Below are 19,686 nucleotides of genomic sequence, written 5' to 3'. Positions count from 1 at the left end.
AGACAAACGGTCGCTTGCCTTCGCGACATATTCAGTGAGCAATGTTTTCCAGCGCCAGGTTCCGCGTACGCGGCCCGAACCAACTGATGGTGATCATCACGATCAGCATGCTGCTGGCAATGAATGCCAGTACCCCAGGCGTGCCCAGATGCTCGAGGATAAAACCGATCAACAAGCTGCTGAACACCGTGGACAAACGGCTGAACGAGTAACAGAAACCCACCGCCCGTGCGCGGATGTTGGTGGGGAACAGCTCACTCTGATAGGAGTGGTAGCTGAAGCTCAGCCAGGCGTTGCAGAAGGTGATCATCACCCCGCAGATCACCAGACCCACCGCCGTGGTTTGCAGGGCGAACAGGCTGCCGAAGATCATCGCGCCCAGCGCCGATCCGACGATTTGCCATTTGTTTTCAAAGCGATTGGCCACCTTCACGAATAGCAGCGGCCCCAACGGGTAGGCGAGGGTGATGATGAAGGCGTAGAGCAAACTGTGGGTCACGCTGACGCCCTGGCCGGACAGCAACGCCGGCAACCAATTGCCGAAGCCGAAGAAGCCGATGGCCTGGAACACATGAAACACGATCAGCATCAACGCGCGGCGGCGATACGGCGGTTGCCAGATATCGGCAAAGCGGCCACTGCCTTGCACGCTGACGGCTTGCGGCTCGGGTTCGTCCAGCGGTTTGCCGTGGTCTTTCTGGCAGCGTGCTTCCAGGTTGCCCATGATCGTCCCCGCTTCTGCGAAGCGGCCCTTTTGCGCAAGCCAGCGCGGTGACTCTGGCAGGCGCTTGCGCAGTTGCCAGATAAACAGCGCAAACACCGCACTGCTCAGCACCACCCAGCGCCAGCCCGACACGCCGAACGGCGCTTGCGGCACCAACCACCACGACATCAATGCCACCGCCGGCACCGACAGAAACTGGATGAAAAACGCAAAGGCAAACGCCGAGCTGCGCATGCGCTTGGGCACCAGTTCCGAGAGGTAGGCGTCGATGGTCACCAGTTCAATACCCAGGCCGATCCCCACCAGGAAACGCATGCCGATGATGCCCAGCGCTGACGTTTGAAGCCCCATCAACACGGTAGCGACGGTGTACCAGATCAACGCAAAGGTGAAGATCGCCCGGCGCCCGAAGCGGTCGGCGATGGGGCTTAGCAGGCTGGCGCCAAGGAACAGACCGAGAAAGGTCGCCGAGGCGAAGGCGGCCTGATCCGAGAAGCCGAACACACCCTCGCTGCCGGTGTGGAAAATCCCGTCGCTGATCAGGCCGGGGCTGATGTAGGCGGTCTGGAACAGGTCATACAGCTCGAAAAAACCACCGATGGACAGCAGCGCGACCAGGCGCCAGACGGTGGCGACGGCGGGCAGGCGGTCAATGCGTGCGCTGATGTGGGCGGCGCGGATCGGGTCGATGCCGTCGGTGCTAGAGAGTACGGGCATGGGAAAACTCAATAAGTGATCGGAATCTCGACTGTTTGAAACGCGCCATCCTGGGGATGCTTTCTCTCGCAGCGTGCTCAGTTATGGCCGTCGAGGGCAAAGGTTTTGAAGCCGGAGCGCTGGCTGAGGCGCTGGTAATACGCTTGCACCGCAGGATAGTCGGGATGCGCCAGTGGGGCGTTGTGCCAGCGGTGCACCGAGAGGCCGATGAGGATGTCGGCCAGGGTGAACTCATCGCCCGCGACGTAGGCGTCGGTCTTGAGCAACTGCTGTTCGAGCAGGCCCATCTTGTCATTCCACGCTTGCACGCCAGCCTGGATGCGCTGCGGGTCCTGGTAGTCCGGGTTCTGGCGCACCAGCGCATGGAACGCATAGCCCCACGACGGATTGAGTTCGGTGGCTTGCCAGTCCATCCATTGCTCGACGCGCGCCCGTGGCGCGGGTTCGGCTGGGAGCAGGTCGTGGCGTTGGTAGAGGCCGACGAGGTAGCGGCAGATGGTGTTGGACTCCCACAGCACGCCGTGGTCGTCGATCAGCACCGGCACCTGGGCGTTGGGGTTCAGGGCGAGGAACTCAGCGGATTGAGTGGGCTTGAAGCCGATGCCCCAGTCTTCGCGCTGGTAGTCAATGCCCAGTTCCTGGCAGGTCCAGAGTACTTTGCGCACGTTGATGGAAGAGGTGCGGCCCAAGATTTTCAGTGAGTGTCCCATGGTGCTTCCCTGGCGGTCGAGAACGGCCAATTTAGCAGGGGGCGAGAGTTGGATGATAGCGTCAGTATCAGGGCAGCGCTGTGCTTAATGAAACAGCGTCCCTGCGGCGCAAGTAATAAAAGTCGTGTAAGACGCAGGAGAACATGAAGCAGCAACCTTGGATGGGCAGCAGGAGTTTTTAGTGGCTGCGCGCTCCCGCTGGCCCAGATATTACTTGGTGGCTAGTGCATCATTTTTTAGGGCCGGTAGAAATGAAGCTGCCATTTTTTACTTCACCAGTCACTGAATCTTCTAATTTGAAATGGAAGTTCGCGTTTACTTCACTGTTAGCGAGATCGATACTTAGCACGTTTATCTCTCCAGTCTGGGCCGAATAAAAATACTCAGTGCCAGCAATTTCGCCGCTAACAGTAGCGTAAATCTGAAGCGATGGTGCTCCGATTGGGTATCTTCCGACGGTAGTATTGTGAGGGAGGTAGAGTGATACGTGGTGGTACTCCTCGTTCGAAATGATCTGCGTGCCCGAGAAAACTATGTGGCTACCTAGGTCGTGAGTATCGCAATCACGCGTATCAATATGATAGTTAACACCATCGATGATTCCATCGGCGGTGAGTTGCCCATCGACGTCACCGTTCCAGCGTTTAGTTGAGGTTCTCATTGTATGATCCCTGTTCAATGGAGTGTGTAGGCGTGCGCAATGCACATTTACGCGTCCAGTTATAGGTCTCGAGTTTATGGTCGTCTACTGTCAATGTTGACAGGTCGGGAGAGGAAACGCCGGATTCTCGAAGAGACCAGCATTGCCAGCCTGGACCTTCCAGAGCGGGCCGCAATTTGCCACCCGCAGACCTTGGCGCTCCTTTCCGGACGTCCTAGGTGCTTTCCCGCACCTGAAGTTCAAACCCCATATCCACCACCGGCTTGGCGATTTTGCTGCCCGCCATGATCGTCAGCAAATGCTCCGCCGCCCGCCGACCAATCGCTTCCCTTGGTGTACTGATACTGCTCAGGCGCGGCACCATGAACGACGACGCCGGTAAATCGTTGAAGCCCAGCACAGCCACGCGCTCCGGCACCTTGATGCCATGGCGCATGGCCTCCAGCAGGGCGCCCTGGGCCAGGTCGTCGTTGCCGAAAAAGATCGCATCCACGTCCGGATGGGTTGCCAGCAACTGCAGGAACAATTCACCTCCCAGGCCGACTGAGGAAGGGCGCGGCGTCAGTAGTTCCAGCGCCGGGTCGTACAGGCCGGCCTGTTGCAGCGCCCGGCGGAAACCTTCACCGCGCAGCAGCGTGCGTTGGTCCAGTTGCGCGCCGATATACGCCAGGCGCTTGCGCCCACGGGACAGCAAGTGCGCCGCCGCTGTCTCACCCGCCGCCAGTTGCGAGAAACCCACGCAGTTCACCCCGGCGTTGGGGTCCAGGTCCATCATGTACACGCAAGGCACGTTGCTGGCCTCGACCATTCGTCGGGCGCTTTCGGTGCGATCAAAGCCGGTCAGCAACAAACCCCGTGGCTGATAGGCCATGTAGTTGCGCAACAGGTTTTCTTCTTCGTCGCGGGAATAGTGGGAATTGCCGATCAGCACTTCGAAGCCCTTGGGCCGCAGAACCTGGTGGATGGCTTCGAGGGTTTCGATAAACAGCAGGTTGGACAACGACGGCACCAACACCACCACCGAGTGGCTCTGGGCCGAGGCCAGGGCGCGGGCGGCGGGGTTGACCACATAGTTCAGTTCGGCGGCGGCCTGCTGTACTTTCTCCACCAGTTCGGTGGCGACGGTACTGATGCCGCGCAGGGCGCGGGAGGCGGTAATCGGGCTGACGCCGGCCAGGCGGGCGACTTCGTTAAGGGTCGGGCGACCCGTGGTGCGCATTTTTTTATCGTTCTTGGAGGTCATCAGGCGGCTTGCCAAACAAAAATCGAGGCACTAAGGTAGCGCTGTCTCCAAGTAGCTGCAAATGCTTGAACGCTGGGTTGCCTGATCCGGTTCAAATGATTGGAGAGGATGCACGCGTCACTCCATAAAAATGACAAGACGGCGCGGGAAAGCCTGTTTTTGCACTAGCCTTACAGCGTGCAAAGGTAGCGCTATCTGCGTCCTGAGGTGTTTCATGAGTCAACCTGTTACCGCCCTGGTCATCATGGGTGTCGCCGGCTGTGGCAAGACCAGTGTCAGCGAGGCCCTGTGCCGCTTGAACGGCGCCACCGCGATCGAAGGCGACAGCTTTCACCCCGCCGCCAACATCGAAAAGATGAGTGCCGGCCACCCCCTCAACGACGACGACCGCGCCGGCTGGCTCGACATCCTGTGCGATGAACTGCGCCGTTCGCTCAAGGCGGGCGAGCATCCTGTGCTCACCTGTTCCGCCCTCAAGAAGAAATACCGCGACCACTTGCGCGAAGCCGCCCCAGGTCTGGGTTTTGTGTTCCTGGAACTGACCCGTGAAGTGGCGGCCGACCGAGTGTCCCATCGCCCCGGGCATTTCATGCCGGCCAGCCTCATAGACAGCCAGTTCGCCACCCTTGAATCGCCCAAGGGCGAGCCGCTGACCCTGGCCCTCAATGCCAGCGAAGACAGCGTCGAGCAGTTGGCCGAGCAGACCAATGCCTGGTGGCTGCAACACGGCTTTGAACCAACCCATTGATTTTTTGCCGGAAAAGATAGCGCTGTCCCCGGCAGGAAATTCAACACCCGCTTTAATAACAACAACAAACAGGAGAGACCCCCCCATGTTTGGCATGTCCCACGAGTCCTACCTGCTGCTAGACGCAGTGGTTACCATCATCGGGTTGATCGTTCTGATCACCAAGTTCAAGGTGCACCCGTTCATTGCACTGATCATCGCGGCCGGCTTCCTCGGCCTGACCTCGGGCATGCCCGTGGACAAGATCATCAAGGCGTTCCAGGACGGCTTCGGCGGAGTGCTCGGCTTTGTCGGCATCATCCTCGCGCTGGGTACGATGCTCGGCAAGATGATGGCCGAATCCGGCGGTGCCGATCAGATCGCCCAGACCCTGATCCGTGCCTTCGGCAAAGAGAAGGTCCAGTGGGCCATGATGTTCGCTGCGTTCCTGGTGGGCATCCCGCTGTTCTTCGAGATCGGCTTTGTGCTGCTGATCCCGCTGGTGTTCATCGTCGCGCGCCGTACCGGTGTGTCGCTGATCAAGATCGGCATTCCGTTGCTGGCCGGCCTGTCGGCGGTACACGGCCTGGTGCCTCCGCACCCGGGCCCGCTGCTGGCTATCGGCGTGTTTGGCGCGGACATCGGCAAGACCATTCTCTACGGCCTGATCGTCGCACTGCCGACAGCCATCATTGCCGGCCCGATCTTCGGTACGTTCATCGCCAAGTACATCCCGGGCAACCCGTCCCAGGAACTGGTCGATCAACTGGCCCGCGAGCCTGAGAACAAAGACCTGCCGAGCTTCGGCATTACCCTGGTCACCGTGCTGCTGCCGGTGTTCCTGATGCTGCTGAAAACCTTCGCCGACATCGCGTTTGCCGAAGGCAACGTGGTACGCAACTGGATGGACATGATCGGTCACCCGATCACCGCCTTGCTGCTGGCGTTGCTGCTGTCGCTGTACACCTTTGGCCATCGCCAGGGCATCCACTCCAAGCAGATCCTCAAGCTGCTCGACGCCAGCCTCGCGCCGACCGCCGCGATCATCCTGATCATCGGCGCCGGTGGTGGCTTCAAGCAGATGCTGGTGACCAGCGGCGTGGGCGATGTGATCGGCCACATGGCGGTGAACGCGCAGATCAACCCGATCCTGCTGGCGTGGCTGGTGGCGGCGGTGATCCGTGTGGCGACCGGTTCGGCTACCGTCGCGACCATTACCGGCGCGGGTATCGTGGTGCCGGTGGTGGGGATGATTCCGGGGGTTAACCGTGAGCTGCTGGTGCTGGCGACGGGGGCGGGCTCGTTGATCCTGTCTCACGTCAACGATGCGGGGTTCTGGCTGGTGAAGCAGTACTTCAACATGACCGTGGCCGAGACGTTCAAGACGTGGACGGCGATGGAGACCATTCTGTCGGTGGTGGCGTTGATTTTCATCATGCTGCTGTCGCTGGTGGTCTAAGCCACACCGCGGAACAAATGTGGGAGGGGGCTTGCCCCCGATAGCAGAGTGTCAGTCACCGCATCTGGTGACTGATCTACCGCCATCGGGGGCAAGCCCCCTCCCACAGTTTTGACCACATTCCTACCGGTAGATTGGGTCAGGCTTTAGTGACCAACCCATCCGCGCGAAACATCCCGCGAATCCCGCGCACCGCCTGGCGAATCCGATCCTGGTTCTCGATCAGCGCAAAGCGCACGTGATCATCGCCATACTCGCCAAATCCAATCCCGGGCGACACACATACCTTCGCCTCCAGCAGCAATTTCTTGGCAAATTCCAGCGAGCCCAGGGCGGCATACTGCTCGGGAATCTTGGCCCAGACGTACATCGACGCCTTGGGGGTCTCCACCATCCAGCCCAGCTCATGCAGGCCCTTGACCAGCACATTGCGGCGCTGGCGGTACTGCTCGGCGATGTCCTTCACGCACTGCTGGTCGCCTTCCAATGCAGCAATCGCGGCGACTTGCAGCGGGGTAAAGGTGCCGTAGTCGTGGTAGCTCTTGATCCGCGCCAGGGCGTTGACCAGTTCCGGGTTACCCACCATGAATCCGATGCGCCAGCCGGCCATGTTGTAGCTCTTGGACAGGGTGAAAAACTCCACCGCAATGTCCTTGGCGCCCGGCACTTGCATGATCGACGGGGCTTTCCAGCCGTCGTAGACGATGTCGGCGTAGGCCAGGTCATGCACCACCAGCACGTCGTACTGCTTGGCCAGGGCGATCACGCGTTCGAAGAAGTCCAGCTCCACGCACTGCGCGGTAGGGTTGGACGGGAAGCCCAGGATCATCATTTTCGGCTTGGGGATCGAGCCGCGAATCGCCCGTTCCAGCTCAGCGAAGAAGTCCACGCCAGGCACCAGCGGCACTGAACGCACCTGGGCACCGGCAATCACCGCACCGTAGATGTGGATCGGATAGCTCGGGTTGGGCACCAGCACCGTGTCGCCCTGGTCCAGGGTGGCGAGCATCAAGTGCGCCAGGCCTTCCTTGGAACCGATGGTGACGATGGCTTCCGACTCGGGGTCGATGTCCACTTCATAGCGGTCCTTGTACCAGCGCGAAATCGCCCGGCGCAGACGCGGAATGCCTTTGGAGGTGGAGTAGCCGTGGGTGTCTTCACGCTGGGCGACGGTGACCATTTTCTCCACGATGTGGGCAGGCGTGGCGCCGTCAGGGTTACCCATGCTCAAGTCGATGATGTCTTCGCCGCGCCGACGCGCAGCCATCTTCAGCTCGGCAGTGATATTGAAAACATACGGGGGGAGTCGATCTATGCGCGCAAAGCGGCGCGGCGAACCTTGGTCGGCCATTGTTGCCTCGAGAGTACGTAAGCGCCCGGAACCGTCCGAGCGACGTCGGCCACTGCGGTGGCCTGCGGGGCAGACAATACGGTCGATGATGGCCAGTTGTCCAGATGCGTAGGAAAATTTTCTGCATGGAGTAGCGCATGGATATGCCCCTATACTCGATACGGGTTTGTTCCCTCATAAGAAGGAGACTGTTCGTATGGATCAGCAGACAAAACAACCGTTGGAGCCACGCATGGAAGCAGGCAAGGCCCTGGTGATTGCCGGTGTACAGGGGCGTTATTCGAAGGCCACCGTGGGCGATATTCCCAAATTGTGGGAGTTGTTCGACACCTGCATCAAGGACATCAAGAAGCGCGTCGGCGGTGTGACCTATGGCGTTTGCCATAACCCCAACCATGGCGAATTCGACTACATGGCGGGTGTCGAAGTCCCCAACAAGGGCGACGTGCCGAGCAACTTTGAATACATCGAAATTCCGCCGCTCAACTATGCCGTGTTCCCGCATTACGGGCCGGTGCAGGCGCTGGAACAGACGTACGAACGCATCATGTTCGAGTGGCTGCCGCACTCGGGCTACAAGGTGATGGGTGCGGATTTCGAACGCTACAGCGAGGATTTTGATGCGCGTAAGGGCACCGGGACGGTGGAGATCTGGTTGCCGGTGGGCGAAAGAGGCTGAAGCACTCGCCGATGTCACGTAAACAGGACATTAACGTCTGAAAGTCATGTTTACGTGACATCAAAGGGCTGGGTTAAACACCCTCTTCAATCTGCGCTCATACCCGATCCGCCCTTTATACGCCTCCCCGCTATCGACCCAACCAGCCGACAGATACAACCCCATCGCCGCCACATTGTCCGCGTCCACCGACAACTCCAGGCCCCTGATCTGCGGCCACGCAGCCAATGCCGCCGCCGGCAGCGCCTGCAAGCACGCCTTCCCAAACCCGCGCCCTTGTTGATGCCGATCGACCTGCAACGCATGCAGGGTCGCGCTGTGCTCATCGGCCCAATGGGGCAGGCACGGTGGGCGTTTGAGCAGCAGGAAGGCCACCGGGATTTCATCGGCGAGCAGGGCGAAGCCTTTGATGGCACCGGTGCTGGGATTGACCAGCAGGCTGTTCAGCGCACAGTAGATATCGCCGGAGTACGGCAGTTGCTCGGGATGCACTTGCAGGGTGTCGAGTTGCTGTTTCTGCACAAGGCTCAGCGTCTCATAGGTGACGAGGCGGGTTTCCATCGGTGGCGCATCCGAAATCCTACAAAGAGGCGTGGATTCTAGCGGGTTTGCCGAAGGCGAAATTATTTTTAAGCGGGGTGTCGATTTGTCGGCGGGCCATTCGACCAAGGGTGTCTTCCGTGATGTTTTCCAACCCGAGGAGTATCGCCATGAGCACTGCCATCAACACCCTGATCGAACAATGGAAGCAAGCTGTCACCGCCAAGGATGTCGACAAGATTGTCAGCTTTTATGCCGAGGATATCGTCGCGTTCGACGCCGTTGGCGCCCTGCAATTCAAAGGCAAGGCCGCTTACCAGGCGCACTGGAAGGCCTGCATGGAGTTCTGCCCCGGCCCCGGCGTTTTCGACTTTCATGAGCTGCATATCGTAACCGGAGAAGACAGCGCCTTTGCCCACTGGCTCGCCCACTGTGGTGGCGCCGGGCCGGATGGCGTGCTCAAGACGTGCTGGATGCGGGTCAGCGCCGGTTACCAGCGCATCAACGGGCAGTGGAAGGTGGTGCATGAGCACTGGTCCGCGCCTTTTGACATGGAAACCGGCGCCGGTCTGTTCGACCTGAAACCTTGACCTGCGCGATCTATAGTCAGTAGTCCGAAAACGGAGAACGCCATGAAATACCTGTGCCTGATCTACAGCAACGAACAGGTGCTGCACACCTCGCCGGACAGCCCCGCCGACCCGGAGTGCTTCGCCTACGCGCAGTCCGTGCAGGCCAGCGGTCGCATGCTGGCCGCCGAGCCGTTGGAGTCGGTGAGCACCGCCACCACCGTGCGCATGCGCAATGGCAAGCTGTCGATCACCGACGGGCCGTTTGCCGAAACCAAGGAACAGCTCGCCGGCTTCTACCTGATCGAGGCCCGTGACTTGAACGAAGCGATCCAGGTGGCTGGCGGTATTCCGGCCGCCCGGGTCGGCAGTGTAGAAGTGCGTCCCGTGCGTGAATTGAATCTGTGACTGCAACAACCTCGGTCGATACCCTTTACCGCAGTGAATCACGTCGGGTTCTCGCAACGCTGATTCGCTTGCTGGGCGACTTCGACCTGGCCGAAGAAGCCCTGCACGACGCGTTTTTCGTCGCCGTGCAGCGCTGGCCCCTGGACGGTGTGCCGGCCAACCCAAGGGCATGGCTGGTGTCGACCGGGCGCTTCAAGGCCATCGACCGTCTGCGCCGCCAGGCGCGGTTTACCCCGTTGTTGCAGGAGCAGGCCGACACGCTGGAAGCGGCTGACTGGAGCGATCAAGACGTGGAAGACGACCGCCTGCGCCTTATTTTCACCTGCTGCCACCCAGCACTGGCGGCAGATGCCCAGGCGGCGCTGACCCTGCGTGAGATCTGCGACCTCACCACCGAGCAAATCGCCCGGGCGTTCCTGGCCACGCCGGCGACCATCGCCCAGCGCATCGTGCGCGCCAAGGGCAAGATCCGCGAGGCGAAAATCCCTTATCAAGTGCCGTCCAGGGAGGCGCTGCCGGAGCGTTTGGATGCGGTGCTGCGGGTGATTTACCTGGTGTTCAACGAGGGGTATTCGGCGTCCATCGGTGCCGACCTGACCCGCGAGGAGTTGACCCGCGAAGCGATTCGCCTGGGGCGCCTGCTGATGGAGTTGTTGCCCGAACCGGAAGTCATGGGCCTGCTGGCCTTGATGCTGCTGCACGAGTCCCGCTGCCCGGCGCGCACCTCGGCCGAGGGTGAGTTGGTGCTGCTGGCTGAGCAGGATCGCTCGCTGTGGGACGCCTCGTTGATTGCCGAAGGTTGTGCCCTGGTCGAGCGCGCGCTGGGCACACGGCGCTTTGGTCCGTATTGCCTGCAGGCCGCCATCGCCGCGGTGCATGCCGAAGCGGCGCGTGCCGATGAGACGGACTGGCCGCAGATCGTCGGGCTCTACGATGTATTGCTCAGGGCCGTGCCGTCACCGGTGATCGAACTGAACCGCGCCGTAGCCCTGGCCATGCGCGATGGGCCGTTGGCGGGGTTGCAGCAGGTGGAGGGCATTCTGGCACGCGGCGAGTTGCTGGATTACCACTGGGTGCATTCGGCGCGGGGGGAATTCTGCCGGCAACTGGGGCGCGTCGAAGAGGCGCGCGCCGCCTACGCAAAAGCCCTGTCGCTGACCCAGCAGGGCCCGGAACGACGTTTCCTCGAACAACGTTTGCAAAACCTGTAGGCGGTGTCATTCGAGCATTTGACTGAGCATCCAACTGCCCGCCGGCCCGGGTGGGTGTTGTCGCGACCACAACGCATCCACCGCCACCGAGCGTGGCCAACCCCGAACGTTGAGTTCAACCAGCTCGGCATTGCCAAAGCGCTCCACCAACCAGCGTGGTAACTCCGCCCAGCCGAAACCGAGTTGAGCCATCTCCATCAGCATCAGAAAACTCGGCGCCGACCACACCCGGCCCATGGGGCGTGTCTCGTTGGGGCTGATGATGCTTGCCAGGCGCAGTTCCCGGTGTTGTTGCAGGGCTTGCGAGTCGATGTTTTCTACGCGCGCCAATGGGTGAGTGGGGGCGACGAACAGTGCGATTTCCGTGCGTTCGGCCACGGGCGAGTGGGTCAGGTCGGGCGGGTAGATGTGCTGGGCTTCGATCAAGGCAATCTGTGCACGGCCGCTCTGCACCAGGGCGATCAGGTCTTCACACTCGGCGATCAGCCATTCCAGTTCAAGGTCCGGGTAGCGATGTTCAAAGGCCTTGAGGGCGATCTCGAAGCGTTCCGACTGATACGTATCGGACATGGCGATCGTGACCTTCGGCTCCAACCCCTGGGACAACTGGCTCGCCGCCAGTTCCAGGCGACTGCTGGCCTCCAGCACCTGTTCGGCGCGTTGCAGCAGCACATGGCCGGCCGGGGTCAGCGTCGGCTTGCGGCTGCTGCGGTCGAACAGCACCACATCCAGGTCAATCTCCAGGCTCGCCACGGCCGCACTGACGGTGGACTGGCTCTTGCCCAGCTTGCGTGCCGCCGCCGAAAACGAGCCTTGGGTGGCGGCCTGGACAAACGCTTGCAGCACTTCGTGGGAGGCCATGACTATCGCCTTGATCGATGGTTATTAGTTATGAAGTATCGATTCAAAGGGTAATCATGGCAACCATCGTCCGTCACAGAGCACAGGTTATGAGCCCTACCAAGTCGATTACTGAACGCGTTTGCCAGGCCCTGGGTTTTGAAGGCCTGGCGTTGTTGATCTGTACGCCGCTGCTGGTCTGGATCACCGGCAGGCCGGCCCTGGAAATGGGCGCAGTGACCCTGGGCCTGAGCCTGTTGGCGCTGACCTGGAACGTCATCTTCAACAGCCTGTTCGACCGCCTCAAGGTGCGCCTGCAACTGTCCAACGGCGGTTGGACGCGGGTGTTGCATGCGCTGATGTTCGAAGGCGGGCTGATCATCGTCGCCGTGCCGCTGATCGCGGCGTGGCTGAACATCAGCCTGATGCAGGCGTTCATGCTCGACATCGGCGTGTTGCTGTTTTTCCTGCCGTACACCTATGTGTATCACTGGGGGTATGACGTGATCCGGGAAAAAATCATCAACAGAAACGCGCCTGCAGGTTATGTGTGAAATCAGAGGAACATGCCGCCTGAGGCTTCGATGCGTTGCCCGGTGATCCAGTGGCTGCCATCGGCCAGCAGGGTCGAGATCGCCCCGCCAATGTCGTCGGGCAAACCGGCGCGACCCAGGGCGGTGTTGTTGGCCACCATCGCATTCACATCCGGGTTGTCGCGCACGGCGCCGCCGCTGAAATCCGTGGCAATGGCGCCAGGGGCCAGGGTGTTCACGCTGATCCCGCGCGGGCCCAGTTCCTTGGCCTGGTAGCGCGACAGCACTTCCACCGCACCTTTCATCGACGCATAAGCCGCATACCCCGGCAGGCTGAACCGCGCCAGGCCGCTGGAAATATTGAGGATGCGCCCACCATCGCAGATCAGCGGCAGCAATTTTTGCGTGAGGAAAAACGGCGCCTTGAAGTGGATCGCTACCAATTGGTCGAACTGCGCTTCGGTGGTCTCGGCAAAACTGGCGTGGGCGCCGATACCGGCGTTGTTGATCAGAAAGTTGAAGTGATCCTGTGCGAACACATCCTTTAGCAGGGTGCCGACTTCGCCGACAAAGGCATCGAAGCGGTCGCTCTGGCTCACATCCAGTTGCAGCATGGCGGCGCGGCCACCCAGGGCCTGGACCTGCTCGACCACCGTCTGGGCTTCAGCCGCCGCGCTGTGGTAGGTGCCGATGATGTCGACGCCCTGGGCCGCCAGGTGCAGCGCGGCGCTTTTGCCCAGGCCACGGCTGGCGCCGGTGATCAGTGCGATTTTACGGGGCATGGTGCAGTCCTCTCAGGTGATTAGTGGGACTGAGTGTATTTATTCGTCCGTAACGTGATAAACAGCGCCATACCGGAATCACTGGCCGGATAAGGCGAACAATCCCATGAATAAACTTGAGCTGTTGCGCACCTTCGTGCGCGTCACCGAACTGTCGAGTTTTACCCAGGCCGGCGAGAGCCTCGGCCTGCCGCGCTCGACCGTGTCCGAGCATGTGCAAGCCCTGGAAGAACTGCTCGGCGCGCGCCTGTTGCAACGCACCACGCGTAAGGTGCAGGCGACCCAGGACGGCCGGGTTTTGTATGAGCGCAGCAAGGACCTGCTGTCGCATATGGAGGAGTTGGAGGGGTTGTTTCGCCAGGCTGAGGCGCAACTGAGCGGGCGCATCCGGGTGGACATGCCCACCGTGATGGCGAGGGAGTTGATCCTGCCGCGCTTGCCCGAATTCATGGACGCGCATCCGCTGATCGAGCTGGAGATCAGCAGTTCCGACCGCCAGGTGGACCTGATCGCCGAAGGCTTTGATTGCGTGTTGCGTGTCGGTGCCCAGCCGGATCAAACGGTGGTCGCACGAAAAGTCTGCAGCATGCCGATGGTCAACTGCGTAAGCCCGGTCTACCTGCAACGCTATGGCTCGCCGATGACCCTGGCGGACCTGGCGCAGCATCAACTGGTGCATTACGTGCGGCCGCTGGGGTCACGTTCGGCGGGCTTCGAGTACCAGCAGGGCAACAAGGTGCACCGCGTGCCGATGGCCGGGCGGGTCACGGTCAACAGCACAGATGCCTATCAGGCTGCCTGCCTGGGTGGTTTCGGGATTACCCAGGTGCCGTTGCTCGGTATCCGCGAGTTGCTGGAGCGTGGCGAACTGGTCAGCGTCCTGCCGGATTACCCGGCTCCCCCGTTGGACGTGTCGCTGCTCTATGCCGGGCAACGGCATTTGCCGCAACGTGTGCGGGTATTCATGGAGTGGCTGGCTGCGACGTTGCAAGCCCAGCTCTAACGCCGTGCCGACAATTGCTGCGGTGCCAGGAACGCGTCGTGGAAGTAATCGCGCACCGCCTGCATCGCCGGGGTGAACGCGCGTTCGCGGTGCCAGGCCAGACCCACGCTCATCGGCGTGACGGGGTCGGTGACGGTGAGGGTTTCGATGCGCTTGCCTTCCAGGGACCAGGGCCGATGCACCAGGTCGGACAGGATCGCCACGCCGCTGCCATTGGCGACCATGCTGCGCACCGCTTCCACCGAACTGGTGCGCAGCCGCACCTGGGGCGTTTGCCCGGCCTGTTCCCAATAGCGCATAGCGCTGTGTTCGGCCTCGTCGACGGTGAGCAGGATGTAGGGTTCCCGGGCCACATCGGCCAGGCTCACGGCGCCGCGCTCGCACAGCGGGTGGTGGCTGGGCAGCCACAGGCGGCGTTCCGAGTTGAACAAGATCTCCGAGACGATAGCCGGGTGGGTAAGGTTGGCGGTGAGCACCACCGCCATGTCGAACTGGCCGTCGAGCAAACCCTGTTCGATGGCCTGGCGTTCCTGCTCGAAGACCTCGATGGTCACGTCCGGGTGCCAGTGCTCCATGCGCTGCAAGTGGTGCGGCAGGAAGTAGCCGAGCACCGTGTAGCTGGCCGCCAGGCGCAGCACGCCGCTGGCGCGGTAGTCGGGCAGCGGGCTGTTCAGCGCGTCATCGACACTGCGCAGGATCACATAGGCGCGGTTGAGAAAATGCCGCCCGGCGTCGGTCAGGTTCATGCCCTGGGCCGAACGCACGAACAGTTGCACACCGAGCATGCCCTCCAGCTCCTTGATCGCCGTGGTCACCGCCGACTGGGAGATGTTCAGGTGGATGGCCGCCTGGGAAATCTGGCCGATCTCGGCGGTGGCGACAAAGTAGCGGACTTGGCGCAAGGTCAGGGACATCGGCCTCTCCAAAACGTAGGATTATCTGATTTTCAGAAGATGGGTCATCTGATAATAGATCTTCCCAAGGGGTCAAGGGGCAGCCTACTTTTCCTGCATCACTTAGGCGGAGCGACTTCGATGCAGGCAGTGGATTTCAATTCGGACATGGGCGAAGGCTTCGGCCCCTGGACCATCGGCGATGGCGTCGACGCTGAGCTGATGGCCTACATCAGCTCGGCCAATATCGCCACCGGCTTCCACGCCGGCGACCCCGGCACCATGCGCCGCACCGTCGAGCGGGCCAAGCAATTGGGCGTGGGCATCGGCGCGCATCCTGGCTTCCGGGACCTGGTCGGCTTTGGCCGCCGCCATATCAACGCTCCGGCCCAGGAGCTGGTGGACGACATGCTCTACCAGCTTGGTGCTCTGCGGGAAATTGCCCGCGCCCAGGGCATGACCCTGCAACACATCAAACCCCACGGCGCGCTGTACATGCATCTGGCCCGCGACGAAGAAGCCGCGCGCCTGCTGGTGCAGAACCTGCGCATCATCGAGCCGACGCTGCTGCTGTACTGCATGCCCAACTCGGTGATCTGGCGTGTCGCGCAGGAGCTGGGACAGCCGGTGGTCCGGGAGTTTTATGCCGACCGTGAGTACGATCTGACCGGCTCCATCGTGTTTACCCGCAATGTGCGGGCGCTGGACCCGGCGACGGTGGCGGCGCGCGTCCTGCGGGCCTGTCAGACGGGACTTGTGCGAACCGTGGAAGGCGAAGACCTGTTTATCGAATTCGACTCCATCTGCCTGCACAGCGACACCCCCGGTGCGCTGGAGCTGGTGGAAGCCACCCGCGAAGCGCTGGACCAAGCGGGCATCACGGTCAAGACACCACAATAAAAATCATCGCCTTATTTTTTCGCCTGCCTTTCTACAATGATTCCAAGAGGAACAGACATGGCTGAAACGTCCCCCATCCGCTACAGCTTCGGCGGTGATGAACACCTGTTTGCCGAGGTCAGCGACAGCATGTCCCTGGAGGCTTTTTTCAAGGGCATGGCGGTGACCCGCGCGGTGGAGCGCCTGGCGCTGGAAGGCGTGCTGGATGTGTGCCTGGCCAACGCATCGTTCCAGATCCGCTTCGACCCCGACCGCATCGCGCCCCACGTATTGCTCGACGCGGTGCAGACCGCCGAAGCCCAGGCCGTGGCCGAACGCACGCTGCACACGCGCATCATCGAAATCCCGGTGCTGTACAACGACCCGTGGACCCATGAAACCCTCATGCGTTTTCGCGACCGCCACCAGGACCCCAGCGGCACCGACCTGGAATATGCTGCGCGCATCAATGGCCTGGCCGATGTCGACGCGTTTATCGCTGCCCACAGCGGTGCGCCGTGGTTTGTGTCGATGGTCGGGTTTGTCGCGGGCTTGCCGTTCATGTTCCAGATGGTCGAGCGCGAGCGGCAGTTGCAGGTGCCCAAGTACCTGCGCCCGCGCACCGACACGCCGAAACTCACCCTCGGCCATGGCGGCTGTTTTGGTTGCATCTACTCGGTGCGCGGTGCCGGCGGTTACCAGATGTTCGGCGTGACCCCGGCGCCGATCTATGACCCGGCGCAGCAGTTGGCCTACCTCAAGGAGCACATGGTGTTCTTCCGGCCTGGCGATATCGTGCAGTTCAAACCCATGGACCGTGACGCCTACGACCGAGCGGTGGCCGAGGTGGACGCAGGACGTTTCGACCTGCGTATCCGCCCGGTGGAATTTTCCCTCGACGCTTTTCTCGCCGACCCCATTGGCTACCCGAAAACCCTGCAGGAGGCGCTGGCATGATCAAGGTCCTCAAACCCGGCCTCGCCACCTCCGTGCAAGACCTTGGCCGCGAAGGTTACTACCACCTGGGCATCCCGCCGTCGGGTGCGTTGGATCAATACGCGTTGAGCGCGGCCAACCACCTGGTGGGCAACCCGGTGGGCGCGGCGGGTCTGGAATGCACATTGATCGGCCCTGAACTGCAGTTCCAACAGGATGCGCTGGTGGCCCTCAGCGGCGCCTTGATGTCGCCGCGCCTTGACGGTGAAGTGGTGCACCAGGACACCGCGTTCCAGGTGCGCGCCGGGCAGGTGTTGCGCTTTGAATTTCCCAAGGCGGGGGCGCGGACTTACCTCGCGGTGGCCGGTGGCATTGATGTGCCGCTGGTGCTCGGTAGCCGCTCGACCTACACCCTCGGCGCGCTTGGCGGCTTTCAGGGTCGGCGCTTGCAGGAAGGCGATGAATTGCCCATCGGTGAAGTCAGTGGCACGGGGCGCCCGGGCAACAGTCTGCCGATGGCGTTGCGTCGCTCAGTGGGTGGGGATATCACCCTGCGCGTGGTGCCGGGGCTGTATTACGAGCGCCTCACGGATGCGGCAAAAAGCAGCTTTTTCGCCGAGCCCTGGACCGTGGGTTCCGAAGCCGACCGCATCGGCTATCGCTTCAAGGGCGGCAGTGCGTTGAGCTTCCAGCCACGGGAGCAGCCGTTTGGCGCGGGGTCGGACCCTTCGAACATCGTCGACAGTTGCTACCCGATCGGTTCGATCCAGGTGCCGGCTGGCTTGGAGCCGATTGTATTGCACCGGGATGCGGTGTCGGGCGGTGGCTACGCGATGATCGGCACGGTGATCAGCGCCGACCTGGATTTGATCGGGCAGATGCAACCGAACCAGCGGGCCGGGTTTGTGGCGGTGACGCTGGAGCAGGCGTTGGAGGCGCGGCGTGTCTACAAGAAGCGGTTGAAGATAATGTCCGGGCTGTTCGCAGGATAAAACTGCGGGAGGGGGCTTGCCCCCGATAGCGGTGGACCAGCCAGCTTATCTATAGCTGACCCCCTGCAATCGGGGGCAAGCCCCCTCCCACATTTGGTTCTCTGTTCACTTTTGCTTTGGTTTTGTGTCAGAAAAGTTGGGTGAACAGCCAGTAGAGGCTGCCGGAAAGCAGAATCGCCGCCGGCAACGTCAGCACCCACGCCATCGCCAAGTTGCGGATCGTGCGCATCTGCAACCCACCCCCGTTCGCCACCATGGTTCCCGCCACACCCGACGACAGCACATGGGTGGTCGACACCGGCAACCCATACATGTCTGCCGCGCCGATGGTCAGCATCGCTACCATCTCCGCCGAGGCGCCCTGTGCGTAAGTCAGGTGGGTCTTGCCGATCTTCTCGCCCACGGTCACCACGATGCGCTTCCAGCCAACCATGGTGCCCAGGCCCAGGGCGATGGCCACGGCGATTTTCACCCACAACGGAATAAAGCGCGTGGAATTGTCGATCTGTTGCTTGAACAGTTGCAGCTTGCCCTGGGTGTCGGCGTCGAAGCTGCCAACCTTGCCCTTGTCCATCAGGCGAATGGTTTCGCTGGTCAGGTACATGTCGTTACGCACGTTGCCGACGGCTTCGGCAGGCACCTTGGCCAGGGAGCCATAACCTTTGACTTCATCACCGATCTGCCCGGCGAGGGCGGCGAGGGCGGGGACCAGTTCCGGGGTGGCTTCCTTGGTGCGCACGTAGGTGGAGAGGATCGGGCGCGGGTCACCGGTCAGCGCTTGTGGGGCACTTTTCACCAGGGCGACCTGGGTGACTTCGGCCACTGCCGCGAACTGCAGCGACTGCTCGGCCGGCATGGTGCGGTTCAGCGCGTAGGCCATCGGCAAGGTGCCCACCAGGATCAGCATGATCAGGCCCATGCCTTTTTGCCCATCGTTGGAGCCGTGGGCAAAGGACACGCCGGTGCAGGTGGCGATCAGCATGCCGCGGATCCACCACGGTGGCGGGGTGTCGCCCTTGGGCGCCTTGTACAGCGCGCGGTTCTTGACGAAGGCGCGCAGGGCCAGCAACAGCATCGCCGCAAACGCGAAGCCGATCAGCGGCGACAGCAGCAAGGCGTAACCGATCTTGATCGCCTGGCTCCAGTCCACACCGCTGGTACCGTCACGCCCGTGCATCAAGGCATTCGCCACGCCCACGCCGATGATCGAACCGATCAGCGTGTGGGACGACGACGCCGGCAAGCCCAGCCACCAGGTGCCGAGGTTCCACAGGATCGCGGCGATCAGCAGGGCGAAGATCATCGCAAAGCCGGCGGAAGAACCCACCTGCAGAATCAGCTCGACCGGCAGCAACGCAATAATCCCGAACGCCACCGCGCCGCTCGAAAGCAGCACGCCGAGGAAGTTGAAAAAGCCCGACCACACCACCGCAAAATGCGGCGGCAGCGAGTTGGTGTAGATCACCGTCGCCACGGCGTTGGCGGTGTCGTGGAAGCCGTTGACGAACTCGAAACCCAAGGCGATCAACAGCGCCACACCCAGCAGCAGAAACGGCGTCCAGGTGGTGAGCTGGGCGCCCATTTCATGCATGTCGTGCATCAGGCTGTAGGCGGTGAACAACAGGCCCATGGCGAGTACGGCGAAGAAGATGATCACCGTCACCAGGCCGGGTTTCTTGTCCAGCCTGGGCTTGGGCGCAGCGGGTGAGGCGTGGGTGGAGGCAGTCAGGGAAGGGGTGGCCATGCCGGGGCATCCAGTGTGGGGAGGATGTCGTTCATAGTCATTGCAGAATGTTACAGAGATGCTGCCATAGGTCAGTGTTTGATGG

Annotated in this window: 21 protein-coding genes; 11 read left to right on the top strand and 10 right to left on the bottom strand. The window is 61.6% G+C overall.

The genetic code is table 11. The features are described from left to right. Window positions 1-31 precede the first annotated feature (31 nt). The 4 genes from LUU92_RS22475 to gntR form a co-directional block, all read right to left on the bottom strand. Complete coding sequence (locus LUU92_RS22475; RefSeq protein ID WP_257102666.1) at window positions 32-1,441, bottom strand: MFS transporter; 1,410 nt, start codon at window positions 1,439-1,441, stop codon at window positions 32-34. Window positions 1,442-1,518: 77 nt separating this feature from the next. After that, entirely contained in the window at window positions 1,519-2,151 is a 633-nt protein-coding gene (locus LUU92_RS22470) for a glutathione S-transferase family protein (protein WP_071489479.1), read from the bottom strand. A 229-nt stretch (window positions 2,152-2,380) separates the two neighbouring features. Next, complete coding sequence (locus LUU92_RS22465; RefSeq protein ID WP_071489480.1) at window positions 2,381-2,812, bottom strand: hypothetical protein; 432 nt, start codon at window positions 2,810-2,812, stop codon at window positions 2,381-2,383. A 214-nt stretch (window positions 2,813-3,026) separates the two neighbouring features. Continuing rightward, entirely contained in the window at window positions 3,027-4,058 is a 1,032-nt protein-coding gene (gntR, locus tag LUU92_RS22460) for an HTH-type transcriptional regulator GntR (protein ID WP_257103875.1), read from the bottom strand. Window positions 4,059-4,269: 211 nt separating this feature from the next. On the opposite strand from gntR, the gene LUU92_RS22455 reads away from it, so the two are divergent. Together LUU92_RS22455 and LUU92_RS22450 are read left to right on the top strand one after the other, a co-directional pair. Continuing rightward, window positions 4,270-4,803, top strand: coding sequence for a gluconokinase (locus LUU92_RS22455; RefSeq protein ID WP_071489482.1), 534 nt, complete (start codon window positions 4,270-4,272; stop codon window positions 4,801-4,803). A gap of 85 nt (window positions 4,804-4,888) precedes the next feature. After that, window positions 4,889-6,241, top strand: coding sequence for a GntP family permease (locus tag LUU92_RS22450; RefSeq protein WP_058423189.1), 1,353 nt, complete (start codon window positions 4,889-4,891; stop codon window positions 6,239-6,241). Between the two features lie 139 nt (window positions 6,242-6,380). On the opposite strand, the gene alaC is transcribed toward LUU92_RS22450, so the two are convergent. Continuing rightward, on the bottom strand, window positions 6,381-7,592 hold the full coding sequence (alaC, locus tag LUU92_RS22445) for an alanine transaminase (protein WP_257102665.1): 1,212 nt from the start codon (window positions 7,590-7,592) through the stop codon (window positions 6,381-6,383). 196 nt (window positions 7,593-7,788) lie between these two features. Here alaC and LUU92_RS22440 point away from each other — a divergent pair, with 196 nt between their 5' ends. Continuing rightward, window positions 7,789-8,271 (top strand): GyrI-like domain-containing protein, encoded by a 483-nt coding sequence (locus LUU92_RS22440; RefSeq protein ID WP_071489484.1) that lies wholly within the window; start codon window positions 7,789-7,791, stop codon window positions 8,269-8,271. 60 nt (window positions 8,272-8,331) lie between these two features. On the opposite strand, the gene LUU92_RS22435 is transcribed toward LUU92_RS22440, so the two are convergent. Beyond that, window positions 8,332-8,832: a GNAT family N-acetyltransferase gene (locus tag LUU92_RS22435; protein WP_257102664.1), complete on the bottom strand. Its 501-nt coding sequence runs from the start codon at window positions 8,830-8,832 to the stop codon at window positions 8,332-8,334. 149 nt (window positions 8,833-8,981) lie between these two features. Here LUU92_RS22435 and LUU92_RS22430 point away from each other — a divergent pair, with 149 nt between their 5' ends. Genes LUU92_RS22430 through LUU92_RS22420 form a run of 3 tightly spaced genes read left to right on the top strand, consistent with a single transcriptional unit; the run spans window position 8,982 to window position 10,999 of the window. Then, a complete protein-coding gene (locus tag LUU92_RS22430; protein WP_071489486.1) occupies window positions 8,982-9,401 on the top strand; it encodes a YybH family protein in 420 nt (139 codons plus the stop codon). 42 nt (window positions 9,402-9,443) lie between these two features. Further along, entirely contained in the window at window positions 9,444-9,788 is a 345-nt protein-coding gene (locus LUU92_RS22425) for a YciI family protein (RefSeq protein WP_016978318.1), read from the top strand. Beyond that, window positions 9,785-10,999: an RNA polymerase sigma factor gene (locus tag LUU92_RS22420; protein WP_257102663.1), complete on the top strand. Its 1,215-nt coding sequence runs from the start codon at window positions 9,785-9,787 to the stop codon at window positions 10,997-10,999. Before LUU92_RS22425 ends, LUU92_RS22420 begins: the two co-directional genes overlap by 4 nt. A gap of 6 nt (window positions 11,000-11,005) precedes the next feature. Here the strand turns inward: LUU92_RS22420 and LUU92_RS22415 are convergent, their stop codons facing one another. Further along, entirely contained in the window at window positions 11,006-11,860 is an 855-nt protein-coding gene (locus LUU92_RS22415; protein ID WP_071489488.1) for a LysR family transcriptional regulator, read from the bottom strand. A gap of 89 nt (window positions 11,861-11,949) precedes the next feature. Between LUU92_RS22415 and LUU92_RS22410 the strand changes: the two genes are divergently transcribed. Beyond that, on the top strand, window positions 11,950-12,393 hold the full coding sequence (locus LUU92_RS22410; protein WP_071489489.1) for a multidrug/biocide efflux PACE transporter: 444 nt from the start codon (window positions 11,950-11,952) through the stop codon (window positions 12,391-12,393). Between the two features lie 2 nt (window positions 12,394-12,395). Here LUU92_RS22410 and LUU92_RS22405 read toward each other — a convergent pair whose 3' ends face one another. After that, the gene (locus LUU92_RS22405) at window positions 12,396-13,154 is read right to left on the bottom strand and encodes an SDR family NAD(P)-dependent oxidoreductase (RefSeq protein WP_071489490.1); all 759 of its coding nucleotides are present in this window, start codon (window positions 13,152-13,154) and stop codon (window positions 12,396-12,398) included. 106 nt (window positions 13,155-13,260) lie between these two features. Here LUU92_RS22405 and LUU92_RS22400 point away from each other — a divergent pair, with 106 nt between their 5' ends. Beyond that, window positions 13,261-14,157 carry a LysR family transcriptional regulator gene (locus tag LUU92_RS22400; protein WP_257102662.1) on the top strand — a complete coding sequence of 299 codons (897 nt, stop codon included), beginning with the start codon at window positions 13,261-13,263 and terminating at the stop codon, window positions 14,155-14,157. Here LUU92_RS22400 and LUU92_RS22395 read toward each other — a convergent pair. Then, window positions 14,154-15,071 carry a LysR family transcriptional regulator gene (locus tag LUU92_RS22395; RefSeq protein ID WP_071489492.1) on the bottom strand — a complete coding sequence of 306 codons (918 nt, stop codon included), beginning with the start codon at window positions 15,069-15,071 and terminating at the stop codon, window positions 14,154-14,156. The two genes, LUU92_RS22400 and LUU92_RS22395, sit on opposite strands and share 4 nt — an antisense overlap. 120 nt (window positions 15,072-15,191) lie before the next feature. Between LUU92_RS22395 and LUU92_RS22390 the strand changes: the two genes are divergently transcribed. Genes LUU92_RS22390 through LUU92_RS22380 form a run of 3 tightly spaced genes read left to right on the top strand, consistent with a single transcriptional unit; the run spans window position 15,192 to window position 17,857 of the window. Beyond that, window positions 15,192-15,950 carry a 5-oxoprolinase subunit PxpA gene (locus tag LUU92_RS22390; RefSeq protein WP_071489493.1) on the top strand — a complete coding sequence of 253 codons (759 nt, stop codon included), beginning with the start codon at window positions 15,192-15,194 and terminating at the stop codon, window positions 15,948-15,950. Between the two features lie 57 nt (window positions 15,951-16,007). Continuing rightward, the gene (locus LUU92_RS22385) at window positions 16,008-16,886 is read left to right on the top strand and encodes a 5-oxoprolinase subunit B family protein (RefSeq protein WP_071489494.1); all 879 of its coding nucleotides are present in this window, start codon (window positions 16,008-16,010) and stop codon (window positions 16,884-16,886) included. Continuing rightward, window positions 16,883-17,857: a 5-oxoprolinase subunit C family protein gene (locus tag LUU92_RS22380; RefSeq protein WP_257102661.1), complete on the top strand. Its 975-nt coding sequence runs from the start codon at window positions 16,883-16,885 to the stop codon at window positions 17,855-17,857. The genes LUU92_RS22385 and LUU92_RS22380 overlap by 4 nt, the downstream gene beginning before the upstream one ends. Before the next feature lie 127 nt (window positions 17,858-17,984). Here the strand turns inward: LUU92_RS22380 and LUU92_RS22375 are convergent, their stop codons facing one another. After that, the gene (locus LUU92_RS22375; RefSeq protein WP_071489496.1) at window positions 17,985-19,601 is read right to left on the bottom strand and encodes an inorganic phosphate transporter; all 1,617 of its coding nucleotides are present in this window, start codon (window positions 19,599-19,601) and stop codon (window positions 17,985-17,987) included. Window positions 19,602-19,686: the final 85 nt, after the last annotated feature.

The organism is Pseudomonas extremorientalis (assembly GCF_024584605.1).
In the GTDB taxonomy this organism is placed as follows: domain Bacteria; phylum Pseudomonadota; class Gammaproteobacteria; order Pseudomonadales; family Pseudomonadaceae; genus Aquipseudomonas; species Aquipseudomonas extremorientalis.
Note: the sequence above shows the minus strand (reverse complement) of the source record. Positions and strands in the feature narration are given on the sequence as shown.

What these genes read in the sequence shown, in the direction of transcription:
- LUU92_RS22475 (WP_257102666.1), bottom strand. Translation starts at nt 1,441, where the DNA reads ATGCCCGTACTCTCTAGCACCGACGGCATCGACCCGATCCGCGCCGCC.
- LUU92_RS22470 (WP_071489479.1), bottom strand. Translation starts at nt 2,151, where the DNA reads ATGGGACACTCACTGAAAATCTTGGGCCGCACCTCTTCCATCAACGTG.
- LUU92_RS22465 (WP_071489480.1), bottom strand. Translation starts at nt 2,812, where the DNA reads ATGAGAACCTCAACTAAACGCTGGAACGGTGACGTCGATGGGCAACTC.
- LUU92_RS22455 (WP_071489482.1), top strand. Translation starts at nt 4,270, where the DNA reads ATGAGTCAACCTGTTACCGCCCTGGTCATCATGGGTGTCGCCGGCTGT.
- LUU92_RS22450 (WP_058423189.1), top strand. Translation starts at nt 4,889, where the DNA reads ATGTTTGGCATGTCCCACGAGTCCTACCTGCTGCTAGACGCAGTGGTT.
- alaC (WP_257102665.1), bottom strand. Translation starts at nt 7,592, where the DNA reads ATGGCCGACCAAGGTTCGCCGCGCCGCTTTGCGCGCATAGATCGACTC.
- LUU92_RS22440 (WP_071489484.1), top strand. Translation starts at nt 7,789, where the DNA reads ATGGATCAGCAGACAAAACAACCGTTGGAGCCACGCATGGAAGCAGGC.
- LUU92_RS22435 (WP_257102664.1), bottom strand. Translation starts at nt 8,832, where the DNA reads ATGGAAACCCGCCTCGTCACCTATGAGACGCTGAGCCTTGTGCAGAAA.
- LUU92_RS22430 (WP_071489486.1), top strand. Translation starts at nt 8,982, where the DNA reads ATGAGCACTGCCATCAACACCCTGATCGAACAATGGAAGCAAGCTGTC.
- LUU92_RS22425 (WP_016978318.1), top strand. Translation starts at nt 9,444, where the DNA reads ATGAAATACCTGTGCCTGATCTACAGCAACGAACAGGTGCTGCACACC.
- LUU92_RS22415 (WP_071489488.1), bottom strand. Translation starts at nt 11,860, where the DNA reads ATGGCCTCCCACGAAGTGCTGCAAGCGTTTGTCCAGGCCGCCACCCAA.
- LUU92_RS22410 (WP_071489489.1), top strand. Translation starts at nt 11,950, where the DNA reads ATGAGCCCTACCAAGTCGATTACTGAACGCGTTTGCCAGGCCCTGGGT.
- LUU92_RS22405 (WP_071489490.1), bottom strand. Translation starts at nt 13,154, where the DNA reads ATGCCCCGTAAAATCGCACTGATCACCGGCGCCAGCCGTGGCCTGGGC.
- LUU92_RS22400 (WP_257102662.1), top strand. Translation starts at nt 13,261, where the DNA reads ATGAATAAACTTGAGCTGTTGCGCACCTTCGTGCGCGTCACCGAACTG.
- LUU92_RS22395 (WP_071489492.1), bottom strand. Translation starts at nt 15,071, where the DNA reads ATGTCCCTGACCTTGCGCCAAGTCCGCTACTTTGTCGCCACCGCCGAG.
- LUU92_RS22390 (WP_071489493.1), top strand. Translation starts at nt 15,192, where the DNA reads ATGCAGGCAGTGGATTTCAATTCGGACATGGGCGAAGGCTTCGGCCCC.
- LUU92_RS22385 (WP_071489494.1), top strand. Translation starts at nt 16,008, where the DNA reads ATGGCTGAAACGTCCCCCATCCGCTACAGCTTCGGCGGTGATGAACAC.
- LUU92_RS22380 (WP_257102661.1), top strand. Translation starts at nt 16,883, where the DNA reads ATGATCAAGGTCCTCAAACCCGGCCTCGCCACCTCCGTGCAAGACCTT.
- LUU92_RS22375 (WP_071489496.1), bottom strand. Translation starts at nt 19,601, where the DNA reads ATGGCCACCCCTTCCCTGACTGCCTCCACCCACGCCTCACCCGCTGCG.